This is a genomic window from Bacillus sp. S2(2019) (assembly GCF_005144805.1).
GTDB classification, from domain to species: Bacteria; Bacillota; Bacilli; order Bacillales; family Bacillaceae; genus Bacillus; species Bacillus altitudinis.
On the sequence record NZ_SWFL01000001.1, the window covers coordinates 507,041 to 519,825 of the forward strand.

General features: G+C 39.8%; 18 protein-coding genes. 2 read left to right on the top strand and 16 right to left on the bottom strand.

Annotated features, from left to right (window positions below; all coding sequences use genetic code 11):
* Positions 1-11: 11 nt before the first annotated feature.
* A complete protein-coding gene (locus FBF75_RS02550; protein WP_169476038.1) occupies positions 12-593 on the bottom strand; it encodes a molybdenum cofactor guanylyltransferase in 582 nt (193 codons plus the stop codon).
* 83 nt (positions 594-676) lie between these two features.
* Here FBF75_RS02550 and FBF75_RS02555 point away from each other — a divergent pair, with 83 nt between their 5' ends.
* The gene (locus tag FBF75_RS02555; RefSeq protein WP_025207264.1) at positions 677-1,594 is read left to right on the top strand and encodes a coiled-coil domain-containing protein; all 918 of its coding nucleotides are present in this window, start codon (positions 677-679) and stop codon (positions 1,592-1,594) included.
* A gap of 62 nt (positions 1,595-1,656) precedes the next feature.
* On the opposite strand, the gene FBF75_RS02560 is transcribed toward FBF75_RS02555, so the two are convergent.
* The 3 genes from FBF75_RS02560 to ahpA all read right to left on the bottom strand — a co-directional run bounded on the left by FBF75_RS02560 (position 1,657) and on the right by ahpA (position 3,996).
* Complete coding sequence (locus tag FBF75_RS02560) at positions 1,657-2,238, bottom strand: Rok-like winged helix domain-containing protein (protein ID WP_007498648.1); 582 nt, start codon at positions 2,236-2,238, stop codon at positions 1,657-1,659.
* 481 nt (positions 2,239-2,719) lie between these two features.
* Positions 2,720-3,178: a TlpA disulfide reductase family protein gene (locus tag FBF75_RS02565; protein ID WP_008345174.1), complete on the bottom strand. Its 459-nt coding sequence runs from the start codon at positions 3,176-3,178 to the stop codon at positions 2,720-2,722.
* A gap of 275 nt (positions 3,179-3,453) precedes the next feature.
* Complete coding sequence (ahpA, locus tag FBF75_RS02570; protein ID WP_007498654.1) at positions 3,454-3,996, bottom strand: biofilm-specific peroxidase AhpA; 543 nt, start codon at positions 3,994-3,996, stop codon at positions 3,454-3,456.
* Between the two features lie 271 nt (positions 3,997-4,267).
* Here ahpA and FBF75_RS02575 point away from each other — a divergent pair, with 271 nt between their 5' ends.
* Positions 4,268-5,077, top strand: a complete 810-nt coding sequence (locus FBF75_RS02575; RefSeq protein WP_035700594.1) for a mechanosensitive ion channel family protein — start codon at positions 4,268-4,270, stop codon at positions 5,075-5,077.
* Positions 5,078-5,101: 24 nt separating this feature from the next.
* Here the strand turns inward: FBF75_RS02575 and FBF75_RS02580 are convergent, their stop codons facing one another.
* The 12 genes from FBF75_RS02580 to FBF75_RS02635 all read right to left on the bottom strand — a co-directional run bounded on the left by FBF75_RS02580 (position 5,102) and on the right by FBF75_RS02635 (position 12,779).
* On the bottom strand, positions 5,102-5,344 hold the full coding sequence (locus tag FBF75_RS02580) for a YkuS family protein (protein ID WP_003211408.1): 243 nt from the start codon (positions 5,342-5,344) through the stop codon (positions 5,102-5,104).
* Positions 5,345-5,394: 50 nt separating this feature from the next.
* Complete coding sequence (locus tag FBF75_RS02585; protein ID WP_051005660.1) at positions 5,395-6,573, bottom strand: N-acetyldiaminopimelate deacetylase; 1,179 nt, start codon at positions 6,571-6,573, stop codon at positions 5,395-5,397.
* 34 nt (positions 6,574-6,607) lie between these two features.
* Complete coding sequence (dapD, locus tag FBF75_RS02590) at positions 6,608-7,318, bottom strand: 2,3,4,5-tetrahydropyridine-2,6-dicarboxylate N-acetyltransferase (RefSeq protein ID WP_008347987.1); 711 nt, start codon at positions 7,316-7,318, stop codon at positions 6,608-6,610.
* A 109-nt stretch (positions 7,319-7,427) separates the two neighbouring features.
* On the bottom strand, positions 7,428-7,886 hold the full coding sequence (locus FBF75_RS02595; protein ID WP_008347989.1) for a flavodoxin: 459 nt from the start codon (positions 7,884-7,886) through the stop codon (positions 7,428-7,430).
* A 16-nt stretch (positions 7,887-7,902) separates the two neighbouring features.
* Positions 7,903-8,796 (bottom strand): WD40/YVTN/BNR-like repeat-containing protein, encoded by an 894-nt coding sequence (locus tag FBF75_RS02600; protein ID WP_008347991.1) that lies wholly within the window; start codon positions 8,794-8,796, stop codon positions 7,903-7,905.
* On the bottom strand, positions 8,786-9,262 hold the full coding sequence (locus FBF75_RS02605) for a flavodoxin (protein WP_017367153.1): 477 nt from the start codon (positions 9,260-9,262) through the stop codon (positions 8,786-8,788). The genes FBF75_RS02600 and FBF75_RS02605 overlap by 11 nt, the downstream gene beginning before the upstream one ends.
* A gap of 199 nt (positions 9,263-9,461) precedes the next feature.
* Positions 9,462-9,869 (bottom strand): DUF4275 family protein, encoded by a 408-nt coding sequence (locus FBF75_RS02610; RefSeq protein ID WP_017367152.1) that lies wholly within the window; start codon positions 9,867-9,869, stop codon positions 9,462-9,464.
* Positions 9,870-9,972: 103 nt separating this feature from the next.
* The gene (locus tag FBF75_RS02615) at positions 9,973-10,854 is read right to left on the bottom strand and encodes a LysR family transcriptional regulator (RefSeq protein ID WP_007498669.1); all 882 of its coding nucleotides are present in this window, start codon (positions 10,852-10,854) and stop codon (positions 9,973-9,975) included.
* A 96-nt stretch (positions 10,855-10,950) separates the two neighbouring features.
* Positions 10,951-11,394 carry a cyclic-di-AMP-binding protein CbpB gene (gene cbpB, locus FBF75_RS02620; RefSeq protein ID WP_007498671.1) on the bottom strand — a complete coding sequence of 148 codons (444 nt, stop codon included), beginning with the start codon at positions 11,392-11,394 and terminating at the stop codon, positions 10,951-10,953.
* 146 nt (positions 11,395-11,540) lie between these two features.
* Positions 11,541-11,732 carry an antirepressor AbbA gene (gene abbA, locus FBF75_RS02625; RefSeq protein ID WP_008347999.1) on the bottom strand — a complete coding sequence of 64 codons (192 nt, stop codon included), beginning with the start codon at positions 11,730-11,732 and terminating at the stop codon, positions 11,541-11,543.
* Between the two features lie 149 nt (positions 11,733-11,881).
* Positions 11,882-12,397 carry a ribonuclease H-like YkuK family protein gene (locus FBF75_RS02630; RefSeq protein WP_008348001.1) on the bottom strand — a complete coding sequence of 172 codons (516 nt, stop codon included), beginning with the start codon at positions 12,395-12,397 and terminating at the stop codon, positions 11,882-11,884.
* 139 nt (positions 12,398-12,536) lie between these two features.
* Positions 12,537-12,779: a YkuJ family protein gene (locus FBF75_RS02635; RefSeq protein ID WP_003212254.1), complete on the bottom strand. Its 243-nt coding sequence runs from the start codon at positions 12,777-12,779 to the stop codon at positions 12,537-12,539.
* Between the last annotated feature and the right edge of the window lie 6 nt (positions 12,780-12,785).

A 12,785-nucleotide genomic window follows, 5' to 3' on the forward strand; every position in this document is an offset into this window, starting at 1 on the left:
GTTTTTATGTATCATATCATACCGTTTTCAGGTAAATCGCTTCTTTTATTGATATTATGAAATTCATTTGGTGCCACGTTCAGTTCGTCGGCTGGAACAACCTGGACGTGAAGTTTTTGTAATAAGTCTTTGATAGCTAATTGATTCTCTTTTAAACACGCAGAAATAAACGGAAGACTGCGGCGGTGATAAAGCGCAAATAACGGCTGTAATCTTCCCTGCACCATCGGAACCACAGCATCTACATTTTCATGGCAATAAGAAGATAAAGCGACGGCTGTCTCTTTTCGTATGAATGGCATATCACATGCCGTCACTAAATACCACTCTGCTTCTTGCTTTTGCATAGCGGTATATATACCTGCAAGCGGGCCATACCCACGCACCTGTTCATCATCTAACCAAACAGCTTGTTCCCCTCTTGCTTTGAAAAAAGGCAGAAGCTTAGGGTGACTGATGATGACGGTTTCCCCTTTCAAAAGTTGCTCTTTCACATGTTCATATAGTGGTTTCCCCTGATAGACATGACTTGCCTTTGGCTCTCCAAAACGCCTAGAAGCACCTCCGGCTAGTATCACATTCACTATTCTCATCATCTCATCCCCTTTGATATGGTTGTTCTAATCGCACACATTTCGCATACTTTATTGATAACATGAATAAGGAGGGTCTACCTATGAACCGGCGCCATGCTTCTCCCCTATTCCATGATCTGTCTCAAGAAAATCTATTTTTAAAAGCTGAAACGGCCAAATATCAACAGATAATTTCAGATTTACAGTCCACGTATACCTATGCTAAAAACAAGAAGCTATCTCAAGAATATCATGAGATGAAAAAGGATTTCACTCAATTAAAACAACAATTGGATGAAATGACCATTGACCAAGACGAAGCATCATCTAAAATACAAGATCTCTCTTATAGCAAATCGGAATTATTACATAAAATCGTCCTTCTTCATGAAATGCTGCAAAAGGAAACCTATCATAGACGAAAAGAAACAGAGGAAAAGCACCGATTGCATTTGAAGGTTGTAAAATATAAGGAAATGTCTCAGCAACTACAGGAGCGATTACTAGACCAAGATAAACAGCTTGCAAAAGAGGAGAAAAAAGGAAATACTTTATCCGCTGTGATTGAAAAACTGCAGCAAACTCTAGGCGATAAAAACGCAGAGCTTCATTTATTACAAGAAGGCGTCCGGCATCTACAGGAGCGTTTTTATGAAACACAAGAAAAATTACTGCAAATCGAAAAAGCAAAAGAAGCCATTTTTTATGAAACGCTCACGAGCTACCAAAAACAGTTGGCCGAAAGCGAGGAATGGATCGCTTCTCATTTTGCTGATATCGACCAGTCAGCCCAAACAAATGCCGAGCCGTTCTCACAAGACCCTATTTTACAAACAACCGAAGAAATAGGACCGATTTTGAAGAAACTAAACGAACAAGTAGAAACGCTCCAGGCAAAAGTTGATGCGGTGCAGCGGAGTGGAGAGGTCATGACAGTGAAGATCGATGGATTTAAAAAACAGCGCGACAACATGCCCAAAGAACGAAAGATTGTCTATACAGTTGATCAAAAAAAGTGATTCATTCATCACGTACGCAAGAAAAAACTGCTGGCATTTACGCCCAGCAGTTTCTTTTTTATTTATTCGTCTTCTGTTTGAATGTCGCCTTCTAAAATATACTGTCCGCGATAAGGTTTCTTCACTTCTGGGTACATTTTAATTAAGCTTTGCATAAACGTTGTCATATTTGGAATTTCAAGACCGCTCTCTTTTTCAATCTCTTTTTGAAGTTCAGAGCTTTTAATCGCCGCATTATGACGCTTTAATGTTTTGATTGCAGCTTCACGAAGCTTAGCTGCCTTTGATCCAGGTCTAGCTGTGCCTCTTCTGCGTCTTGTAGATCCTTCAGGAATACCTACAGGTGCACCATTTAGCTGACCTGTTCCTAAAGATGATGTAACGTTTGACTGCGTTTGCGCAGGCTGATTGTAGCTTCTCATTTCTTGTGCAGCCAGCTCAGCTAATACAGGCAGTGAATCTGTTTTTCTCTCTGTACGTACTTCTTTTTTTGTATCTGTGACGAGACCTGTACCTTGACGGTCTAATTCTCTTAGTTTTGCGTAAATCGCATCTCGTTCAATTTGATATTCACGGATGACCTTTACTTCTGCTTCATTTAATTGTTCCAATCGTAAACGTAACGCTTCCCTCTCATTAAACAATGGATTTCCCCCTCATCATATAAAAAATATTCTATAGTAAATATTAGATTAGAAAACTAATTTTATCAACTATTTTTTTATCATTTTACAGTTTGCTATCAGATAGGTATTTCCAACTAAAATTTTGCCAAAGAAGAAAAATCGGCACCCATTTCATTGCCACTATAGGCTTTTGACCACCTTTAAAATATTGTAAAAATTTTGAATAAATGCTTATACTACTTGATTTATATAGTTATTTACCAAACTGAAATTTCTTTTGTGCAAAAACGTTCTGAATAGTAAAAAGTTAAAATCTTTACATTTTCATTTCAAAATAAAAATGTAAATAGGTCATAATACCTTTTTATTTTAGGAAATTTTTTTAATGAAATCCCTCATTTTCTCTTTTCTTAGGCATTCCACCTACAATCATATTCATCCAGTGCAATATGTCTCCTATTTTTCCCCATGAAAAAACCCCCATTCATGGGGGGAAAGCCTATTCTGCAGCCTTTTCAGACTCAGAAAGAACTCGATTGACACGTTTTTCAAGCATTTTCATACCGCTTCCGCCAGCTTGGAAGTGGCGTAAAGCACCTGTTTTATCGAATACATAGTAAGCTGGTACATATTCGTTCTCAAATGCTTCTGTTAATTTATGGTCGCTGTCTACAAAGATTGGCTGTGTGATTTCATGCTCATTTGCAACCTCTTTGATTTTTTCTAGATCTAGGTCATCCTCTGAACGTGGCATATGAACTGCGATCACGTTTAGTTGATCCTTGTATTCATCACGGAATTGGTTCACTTGCGGCATCGCCTCTTTACAAAGGTGACAGCTAACTGACCAGAAGTGGATCAATGTTGGTTTATCACCAATTAATTCTTCTCTTGTTACTTCTCCATTTAACCATTCTTTTGCACCAGTTAGTTCCGGCATTGGTTGACGTAATTTCATTTTGAAGCGCCTCCATCCATTGTATGTCTCGAAACAAAAAAGTCTAACATCAGTTAGACCCCAGCATGTAGACAAACCCTCGCATTCTTTGTCAGTCCTGCGTGCTGGTGCTCACGAATGTCACATTCGCTTCGCGCCAGTACTCGTTCTTCCTAGACTTCAAAGGTTTTTTATCACGCTGAAAAGAAGACAAAGGGCTAAAATCAAGTTCATTTTAGCCCTTTGTCAACAATCTGAAGGTCTAACACCAGTTAGACTGTTTCTTCAACTATCAATTAAAGTGTTTTTTGACCAGGCTTCCAGTTCGCTGGGCAAAGTCCACCAGTTTGTAATGCTTGAAGAACACGTAGTGTCTCATCTACATCACGACCGATATTGTTGTGGAATACTGTTTGATATTGAAGTTCGCCTTCTGGGTTAATGATGAATAGACCACGAAGTGCAATTCCTTCTTCTTCAATTAAAACACCGTATTCTCTAGATACTGTGTGGTTTGTATCAGCAGCTAGTGGGTATTTTAATTCTCCAAGACCATTGTCTTTACGATCTGTGTTGATCCAAGCAAGATGCGTATGGATTGTATCAGTAGATACACCGATGATTTCTGCATCTAAATCTTCAAACTCATCATAACGATCGCTCATTGCTGTAATTTCAGTTGGACAAACAAAAGTGAAATCCATTGGATAGAAGAAAAGAACTGTCCATTTGTCATTCTTGATGTTTTCCTCTAAACTCACTTTACCAAATTCCTTATTAGCAAGTACTGCTTCCATTTCAAAACGTGGAGCTTGTTTTCCTACAAAACGCTCTGCCATATGTAAATCCCTCCAAAAATAATATCTTTATACAGACTTCTTAGCTGTATATAAAATGAGAATCAACAGGTTGAATTCTCATTTAGTTAATAACTTCACAAATATAATTATAATACTTAAGCGATTTTTAGTCAATATTAATTAATAATAAATTTAATTAACGATTTGTCACAATCTCTCGCTCCAACTATTAAAAGTTTAACATGACTTGCATAAGGGAACAAATGATTAGCTTCTCATTTCGCACATACATAGAAAGGTTTTGAAGATCATGAAAGCACTTGAACAAGTAGATTGGGTTTCCATCATCATGAATATCAGTATGATTTTGCTAAAACTCATTGCTATTTTTGTGATTTATTTTATCATCAGAGCGATTGGAAATAAGATGATTAAGCGTGCCTATTCAGCATTCTCTGAGAAGCACGATGTCTCTTTATCACGAGCTCAAACGCTGCAAAGTCTTACCTTAAATATTTTCGCCTACTTGCTGATTTTTATTCTAGTTGTGATGATCCTCGACTTATTTCACTATAACCCAACCGCCTTGCTGGCTGGCGCAGGTGTTGTAGGACTTGCCATTGGATTTGGCGCTCAGGGATTGGTGAGTGATATTGTGACAGGCTTCTTCATACTGCTCGAAAAACAATTTGATGTCGGCGAGTATATAACGGTTGCTGGTTTCGATGGGATCGTTGAACAAATTGGACTGAGAACAACACAGCTTAGAAGCTTTGATGGCACTCTTCATTTCATTCCGAACCGAAGTATACTGAATGTAAGCAATCATTCACGAGGGACGATGCAGGCACTCGTTGATATCGAATTATCCCCAGATGAAAATGTGGATCAGATGATCAGCACTTTGCAAACAGCCTGTGATGAAGTTCGTGAGAGCATGCCGCAAATCATCGAAGGTCCTCAAGTCGTTGGAGTGGAATCATTTGGCTCCTCATCCCTCGTCCTTCGCATCATTGCAAAAACTGAAACGATGGAGCAGTGGCGTGTCGAACGAATTCTGCGTAAAAAAATGAAAGACGTACTCGATCTAGCCAAAGAGCAAAAAGAACCAGGATATTAATATCCTGGTTCTTTTTTGTTAGTTTTATTGAACACGCTGTTCTACTTCTTGACAAATTTCATCAGCCGTCATACCTGACGCTGTAATAACAGATGCCTTTGTCGTTGTGTCTGAAATGCCAAGAACATTTGAATCTAACCCTGTGACCACATAACAGTCACACTGATCCATTTGCTGTTCATTTTGAATTCGTACGACATCATACCCTTTTTGCTTCAAAAGTTCTTCTACATCGGATAAAGATGGTTCTACACCAATTCTTGTCATAATCAAGAACACCTCCTGTTCATAAGGTGTACAGGAGACCATTTGATTATTCATTCACCTGCTTGCTTTTTAAAATAAGCCGTCATGACGTTCACAGCTGTTTCAATCGCATTTTCGTCAGGCGTGAGTTTTGCATGGTGCAGACCATATTCTGAATCTACCCCTAGCCAAAACATGAACCCAGGGTATTTTTTCAGCATGTAGCCGAAATCTTCTCCTGTCATCGCTTCTCTGCATTCAATGACGTTCGCAAGACCTTCTTCGGCTACATATGACATAAATTCTTCTGTCAAATCCTTTGAATTGTCCACTTCGTAATAAGATGAAGGGTATCGAACTGTCGCCTTGCATTCATAGCCAATTTCAATTCCCTTTGCAAGTGCTTCAATTCGTTTTCTCACCTTTTCCATAGACTCTGGCGAGAGCGTGCGAATGGTTCCATCAAGCTTTGCGTGCTGCGCAATGATATTTTGAGCAGTGCCACCTGTAATCGTGCCAACTGTAATGACGGCACTATCAAGAGGGTCCACATTACGTGAAATCACCGATTGCAGCTGCCCTACTAGTGCACTTGCAGCCACCACCATATCATTTGCTAAATGAGGGTATGCGGCATGCCCGCCTTTTCCTTCAAGATCGATCACAAGCTCACTCGTATTAGCAAATAATAGGCCCGGCTTTGTTGCAATCGTGCCGACTGGATATTCAGGTGCAATATGCAGCGCTGTAATAAAGTCTGGCGTCCACTTTTTTAGAACATCACTTGCAAGCATTGGTTCAGCTCCGCCTGGCCCTTCTTCTGCCGGTTGGAAAATAAATAGCAGATCTTCTTTGATTGGCTGATGCACGAAATGATCAATGATACCAAGAGCAATGGTCATATGAAGATCATGTCCACATGCATGCATGTAGCCTTCATGTACCGATTGAAATGGGTAGCCCGTTTCTTCAGGGATAGATAATCCGTCCATATCTGCACGATACGCAAAGACACGCGCAGGATTTGTCCCTTTTACTTTCACAAAAAGTCCAGTCCGCCATGTTTCCATCTCAATTCGATCTGTTGGGTACGATTCGAGATGCTTGATGAGGTAAGCTTGTGTTTTAAATTCCTTAAAACCAAGCTCAGGAATTTGGTGCAAATCTCTTCGAATGGATATTAATTGCTCACGATTTAACAAGTGAACTCGCTTCCTTTCCTCTATACGAATAAGACGTGGATATATCATCCACGTCTATGTCTTCAGCTGCGAATTGTGTCAATTAAAGCTGACGCAGTTCTTGTTTGATTTCAGTTTTACCTTTTGTTTTTTCATCAATGTCTTTGATTTTCTTTGCAGGTGTACCTGCTACAACCGTGTAAGGCTCGACATCGTTCACAACGATCGCTCCAGCTGCTACAACTGCACCTTTTCCAATTGTCACACCTTCTAAAACAACAGCGTTTGCACCGATGACAACATCATCTTCTACTACAACTGGCTTAGCAGAAGGCGGCTCAATAACACCTGCAAGAACAGATCCCGCACCGATATGACAGTTCTTACCTACTGTCGCACGGCCGCCAAGAACAACGTTCATATCAATCATCGTACCTTCACCGATGACTGAACCGATATTAATAGAAGCACCCATCATGATGACTGCATTATCGCCAATTTCCACTTGATCACGAATGATTGCACCTGGCTCAATACGTGCTTTGATGTTTTTCAAATCCAACATAGGAATCGCAGAGTTACGACGGTCATTTTCCACGACAACATCTTCAATTTTGTCTTTGTTTGATGCTAGAGCTTCTTGAATTTCGCTCCACTCACCGAAGACAACACCAGTGTTACCTGTGATAAATGTTTTTGCATGTTCACCAAATTCAATACCTTCTAAGTCCCCTTTAATGTAGACTTTCACAGGTGTTGATTTTGTACTATTTTGAATAAATGAAATAATTTCATTAGCGTCCATTTGTTTCATGTATGTATGTCCTCCTCTTAATTTATACTTCATTACTGTACCAAAGGAGAGTTTTAATGACAAGTGAAAGAATCGTCTGCGCCTTGGCAAATAAAACAAGCGGGCCTCTTTATCCCGCTTCTTGCTGGTGAAGATGAACAAATTGTCTACCAAAAGAAATCAATTCCTCTTCCTCGTTTCCTTCTGGATTCAGCTCAATTTTGATGGATGGTAGGACGATATCACCGCCCAGTTCTTTCACTTTTTCTTCAATTAAATCCACAGCTCCGCAAAAATGTTCATAAGATGTATCTCCAGAACCGAATACAGCAAATGCTTTACCCGTCAAATCCAGCTCTTCCATTTCCTCATATAGATCAATAAAATCATCTGGAAGATCACCATCTCCCCAAGTATATGCACCTAACAGAATGTGCGAGTAATCATGAAGAAGTTCAGCATCAATATCCATCGCTTCATGCCGGTCCACGCTAGCCCCAGCTTCCTTTAACCCTTTTTCGATTAAATCAGCCATTGCTTCTGTATTTCCTGACATTGTGGCATACACCAATAAAACTTTTTTCGTCACTTTTTCTTCCTCCTTATTAATGAATCAGTGCAGGTTCCTCATAAGGCCTGACAAACTTACTTTCATATAAACCCGCACAGAAAAAATTCTCCTTTTGATTGGCGACACGAAAACCATGCCCTTTGATCGTATCAAACCACTTGAGCTCTTTTTGCTCTATATCAAGCTGATACACCTTAGAAAATCCATGCTCGTCCTGTGAGGTGGTCACGTACACAATGCCGTTATCCTCTGACACATCCAAAAATGATTCCTCTCGCGCAAAAGCTTGTGATTGAATATCATGCAGCATATTTGTATGTAAGTCTAAAATTTGAACAGATCCTCTTTTCCCTTTTTTAGAGCCCATCGCACAGACAAGGAGGTGTTCCCCGCAAAGCAACATAGAAGCAGTCATTCGGTGCTCTTCTCTGTTTAGGAGAAAAATCTGTTCACTTTGCAAGTCATACACCCATATTCCTCCATGCACCTCATGAATCTGTGTTCCAATATAAAGATAATCACCGGCTACACATAATGAGCGAATCACAGGGGGCTGATTTACATGAGCAAATGGCTTCATAATTTCCCAGGAAATTCCGAAATCGGTTGACACATAAATACTATGCTTTCCATGTGCGCATACAAACCCATCTTTGCGTCCTGTAATAGACCAAACAACTGCATTTGTCGGAAAAGATGATAGCGCCCATGTGTGGCCCTCATCTCCTGATCGTATGACAGTTCCATTTTCACCAACACCGAACAAATACGGACCAATATAACTGATAGCGTGGATTTTATGCTTAAGCTTAAAAAGCTGCTGCCATCCGCCCTCCACACTGTAATGAAAAATACCTTCTCGTTTGACAGCAACAAAGTAGCCGCCACTTTTAGACGCAGCAACAGCTGTCGCACCTTTATGAAACATGATTTTCAACTCTTTTCTCAGACAATGATGCCCACGTTAAAAAGCTCGTTGCAAACTCCTCACAGCACGCCACATCTTCATCTGTATCTGGCGCAAGTTCCATTTTCAATGTTTCAGGAAATACGGATGCACCTGTCGATTTCAGCATGTCATGAAAGGTATGAACAGCCTCGCAAAACTTCGGATAACTGTAATCGCCTGATCCAAATACCGCCGCTTTGATGTGAGAAAGTTCAAGGGATGAGACCTCTTCATAAAAATCTTCAGCTTCATAAGGTAAATCACCGTCACCCCATGTGTAAGAGCCGATCATGACATAATCGTATGAAGAAAGATCTTCTGCACTTGTGTCGTCAAATTCCATCATCTCTGTCTCTATCCCTTTTCCTTCAAGCGTTTGTTTTAAGATCGCTGCCATATCTTCCGTATTGCCAGACATACTCGCAAATGCAATTAGTGCTTTCATCTATTGGTCACCTCATCTAAATGATAATCATTTTCAATTATTATATGTACACTTTAAATGATAATGATTTTCATTGTCAAATGTTTTATGAAAAGGTGCTGTTCAAAATACACATGACGTACATCAAAAAACCGCTCATTCCAATTGGAAGGCGGCTTTAATTGATCATCACTCTATCTCTTTGTGATGTACTCTTTTTTTATTTCTGAATAAAATATGGACCGCAATCGGTTTCGTGCGTCATCACAAATGTCCAATTTTCTTCCCAATCCATGACATACAGATCGCTATAGTCCATGTGTCCGTCTGTATATGGCAATTCCTTCACTGACAGGTCAGCGGCGTTTTCAAACAGATACGCTTCTTGAGTAAATTGATAAAAAAGAGTACATGTATGCTTTGATTGCTGATGAAAGGCGTTGATCGCTGCCTCTTTTTCAAGGCATTCAACTTTTCCCCAGCTACATAAGTGCCATAGGAAGCCATCCATCCCAATCTCTTTTTGTTCTTCTAAAGAAAGATGACTTGCAAAACGTCCACGCCATCTCTCGCGTAAATAAGTTCCCCACTTCGGTATATCCGTCTTCTTTTTTCGTTGATTTCTCATCATTTCTTCCAGCTTTCTGTTTTTTCAGTATGAAACAGGTAAATCTATTAGAAACCTAATCAAACTACTTATCCTAAAAAAGCACCTCCTCTTCCAGAAGTACTTACACTGCCTCACTTTCAAGCATTTCTTTCACCACACCAACAAATGCTTGAACTTGTTTTAACTGAAAAGAGGCTTCATATCCTAACAGCCACGTGTCACGTCCGATTTGCTCTCCATTTGCGTCTACGAGCGGGGTTTTGTGTACGCTTTTCTCATGATCATATAGGGTGACCGAAGGCAAAATGGCGTAGCCGATACCGTGATAGGCCATTTGTTTACATGTCTCAATCTGGTCCACAAGAATCGTCTGTTTTGGCGACACTTTAAACTTTTGATGCCACCAGTGCTGAATTTCTTGATAATAGGTGCTATCACTTTTAAATTGAATAAACGGGCGTTCTGTCTCAATTAACTCATCCACGTCCTTGATGACAGAATCGACTAAATATAAATGATCGGTCATTAAGTATTCCTTTGTGCCCTTCCAATCAGGATTCCCGCGAATGATGCCGATGTGGACATGGTCTTCATACAGACTTTTAAGCATCTCACTGCTCCAGCCTGTCACAAGAGATACTTTGGCATTTGGGTATTTCTCGACATACCGCTTCAACACCTTTGGCAGCCAGTGCTGACCAATAATGGACGCAACTGCAAGCTTGAGTGTACCGTGAATGTCTCCTTCAAGCTCGTCAATTCTCTCTCGCACTCGATCCTGCTCAGTCGTGACCTCTTTGGCGAATTGAATGATCTGTTCGCCAGCTGAAGTGACTGTCAAGCCTTTTTGTGAACGAAAAAAGATTTTGGTTCCCCACTCTTTTTCAATCGTTTGCAGCCTTTGAGATAAGGCAGGCTGAGAGACAAAGAGCCGCTCTGAAGCCTTTCTCATATTCAATTCCTCACTAAGTACAACAAGCATATGTAACTCTTGAAGCTGCATGGGCGCCCTCCTTCTCTCGATAAGTTTTTCTTATTTTATATAGTCATTATATAAATAATAGCTTATGAAGGCAAAAAAAATAAGCTGGGCTGCAGCTCATTTTTTTGCGGAATGAATGACTTCATTTAAGCGCTTTAATACAACACGCCGAGTGAAAATCCCTTCGAATACTTGCTCTTCATTTTCCACACAAACAAATCCATTATTCGTCACAGCGTGAACACCTTTTAAAACAGGATCGGTCGTTTTCAGTCTTGGAATATCTGATAGCATGACCTCTTCTACCTTCAATTGGTCGAGCTTTTCAAATTCAATTCGTTCTAAGCCAAAGATTTTATCCATAATCATATTTGTTCCAATTAACCCATGAAGGTGATAAGAAGCATCCAGAACAGGTATGGCTGTATATCCTGTTTTTGTCAGGACCAATAGGGCGTGCTCAAGATTATTTCCAATTTGAACGTGTGCCACTTTATCTGCATCAATCATATGCTCAGCTACTGTTGACTCAAGTAATTGAGCCGGTTCTATCTCTATCATGTTTCTTCGACCCCTTTTCTCTCAATCATCAATCATACATTCCCCTTTAACATTAAGCATAAACTAAAACGAATTTTGTCGAAAGATTTTTTTCTGCATAAAAAAGATACTCAGCGTAGAGTATCTAATAGAATGTTCAATCGATATTAATTCTCAAACCTTACTCTGTCATACAATGTGATCAATTTCTTATACGTATTGTCGTCGACATTTTTTGTTCCACATTCTATATCATTGATCTCACTGCTTAGTAATTCGACAGCATATTCCTGATTCAGTAATACGTTTAATAATAGCTTTTTCTCTTCTTCATTAAAACGATTTTCGATGACGCTCATTCAACATCAGGCCCCCTGTTTCATATATGCTTTTATATTGATTAGCAGGCGTTTGAATGTCTGCTTCCTCTCTATACAGCTAGAATAAGGAACTAGAATCGAATCGTCAACCGCACGTTTCGACAACGTTTGGAGAAAAATGACGGAATTTATTTTGTGTATCGATTGGCGTAGCAAAATGCTGCGTATGAGTCGGGTTTTATTTTTGCTTCAATTCCCATGGCTGTGATCATTCCGGTCATTTCCTGGATCAGCTCTTTTGTACTTCCTTTTTTGCCAATATCTAGATGGACTTCAAAACGAAGGTCTGCCCCTTCCTCAGCAAACGGAAGAAGCAAATCCATCAGTTCTGTTAAAGGTCCCTCAAGGATGTCTGCACATACCTTTTGGCTAAACGCTGTCTCTAATGAAATTTTTTCTCTAAGACTTTGTACAGGCCGATTCAACACTTGCTGCGTGAGACAGCCCCAAGCTCCTTTGCCGATCCGGTGAAGATGAATTGCAGTCATAAATGTTGTGACATTCTGATTGACCTGAGAGTCCGTACCAATTGATAGTACATAAACAGATCTCGGGTCTTTTTGAATAAAGTCTTTCATTCTCATGACAACATCAGAAAACGCTAAATGCTCTTCAGAAAGATTAAAGAAAAAAGAATCACTCACAGAAAGGAACTCCTTTTTAATGGTCTCTTATCCGAATATTGCACTGAATGATCATCTTCCATTTGTTCATCACTTATGAAGTGTATGCTTCCGCAATCAACGAAGGAATTCTTAGAAAAAACATTTCATACGATTCAGCTTAGGATTGTAGAAGCTCAAAAATCTCAATCGAAATCATATCAATGTTGTCAAATGGGAAAGTGTTAGGCTTATCCCCTTGTTGAAAAACAGTCAATTCAAACGTTTGATTCTTTTCGAAATACTTAACACTACAGATTTTCTCACCGTTCACTTCGAAATAACGCTGTGCCGGCTCGTTTGCAGCTTCTGCTGTCTCTTGAAGACTTTGCAGCCTTGTAATGATACCCATTAATTGTGACATTCTAAA

Bases quoted from the DNA above. Each gene is read 5' to 3' on its own strand.
- FBF75_RS02585 (WP_051005660.1), bottom strand. From the start codon at position 6,573: ATGATATATCCACGTCTTATTCGTATAGAGGAAAGGAAGCGAGTTCAC.
- cbpB (WP_007498671.1), bottom strand. From the start codon at position 11,394: ATGATAGAGATAGAACCGGCTCAATTACTTGAGTCAACAGTAGCTGAG.
- abbA (WP_008347999.1), bottom strand. From the start codon at position 11,732: ATGAGCGTCATCGAAAATCGTTTTAATGAAGAAGAGAAAAAGCTATTA.
- FBF75_RS02565 (WP_008345174.1), bottom strand. From the start codon at position 3,178: ATGAAATTACGTCAACCAATGCCGGAACTAACTGGTGCAAAAGAATGG.
- FBF75_RS02610 (WP_017367152.1), bottom strand. From the start codon at position 9,869: ATGAGAAATCAACGAAAAAAGAAGACGGATATACCGAAGTGGGGAACT.
- FBF75_RS02605 (WP_017367153.1), bottom strand. From the start codon at position 9,262: ATGAAAGCACTAATTGCATTTGCGAGTATGTCTGGCAATACGGAAGAT.
- FBF75_RS02600 (WP_008347991.1), bottom strand. From the start codon at position 8,796: ATGTTTCATAAAGGTGCGACAGCTGTTGCTGCGTCTAAAAGTGGCGGC.
- FBF75_RS02635 (WP_003212254.1), bottom strand. From the start codon at position 12,779: ATGTCACAATTAATGGGTATCATTACAAGGCTGCAAAGTCTTCAAGAG.
- FBF75_RS02550 (WP_169476038.1), bottom strand. From the start codon at position 593: ATGAGAATAGTGAATGTGATACTAGCCGGAGGTGCTTCTAGGCGTTTT.
- FBF75_RS02555 (WP_025207264.1), top strand. From the start codon at position 677: ATGAACCGGCGCCATGCTTCTCCCCTATTCCATGATCTGTCTCAAGAA.
- FBF75_RS02575 (WP_035700594.1), top strand. From the start codon at position 4,268: ATGAAAGCACTTGAACAAGTAGATTGGGTTTCCATCATCATGAATATC.
- ahpA (WP_007498654.1), bottom strand. From the start codon at position 3,996: ATGGCAGAGCGTTTTGTAGGAAAACAAGCTCCACGTTTTGAAATGGAA.
- FBF75_RS02615 (WP_007498669.1), bottom strand. From the start codon at position 10,854: ATGCAGCTTCAAGAGTTACATATGCTTGTTGTACTTAGTGAGGAATTG.
- FBF75_RS02580 (WP_003211408.1), bottom strand. From the start codon at position 5,344: ATGACAAGAATTGGTGTAGAACCATCTTTATCCGATGTAGAAGAACTT.
- dapD (WP_008347987.1), bottom strand. From the start codon at position 7,318: ATGAAACAAATGGACGCTAATGAAATTATTTCATTTATTCAAAATAGT.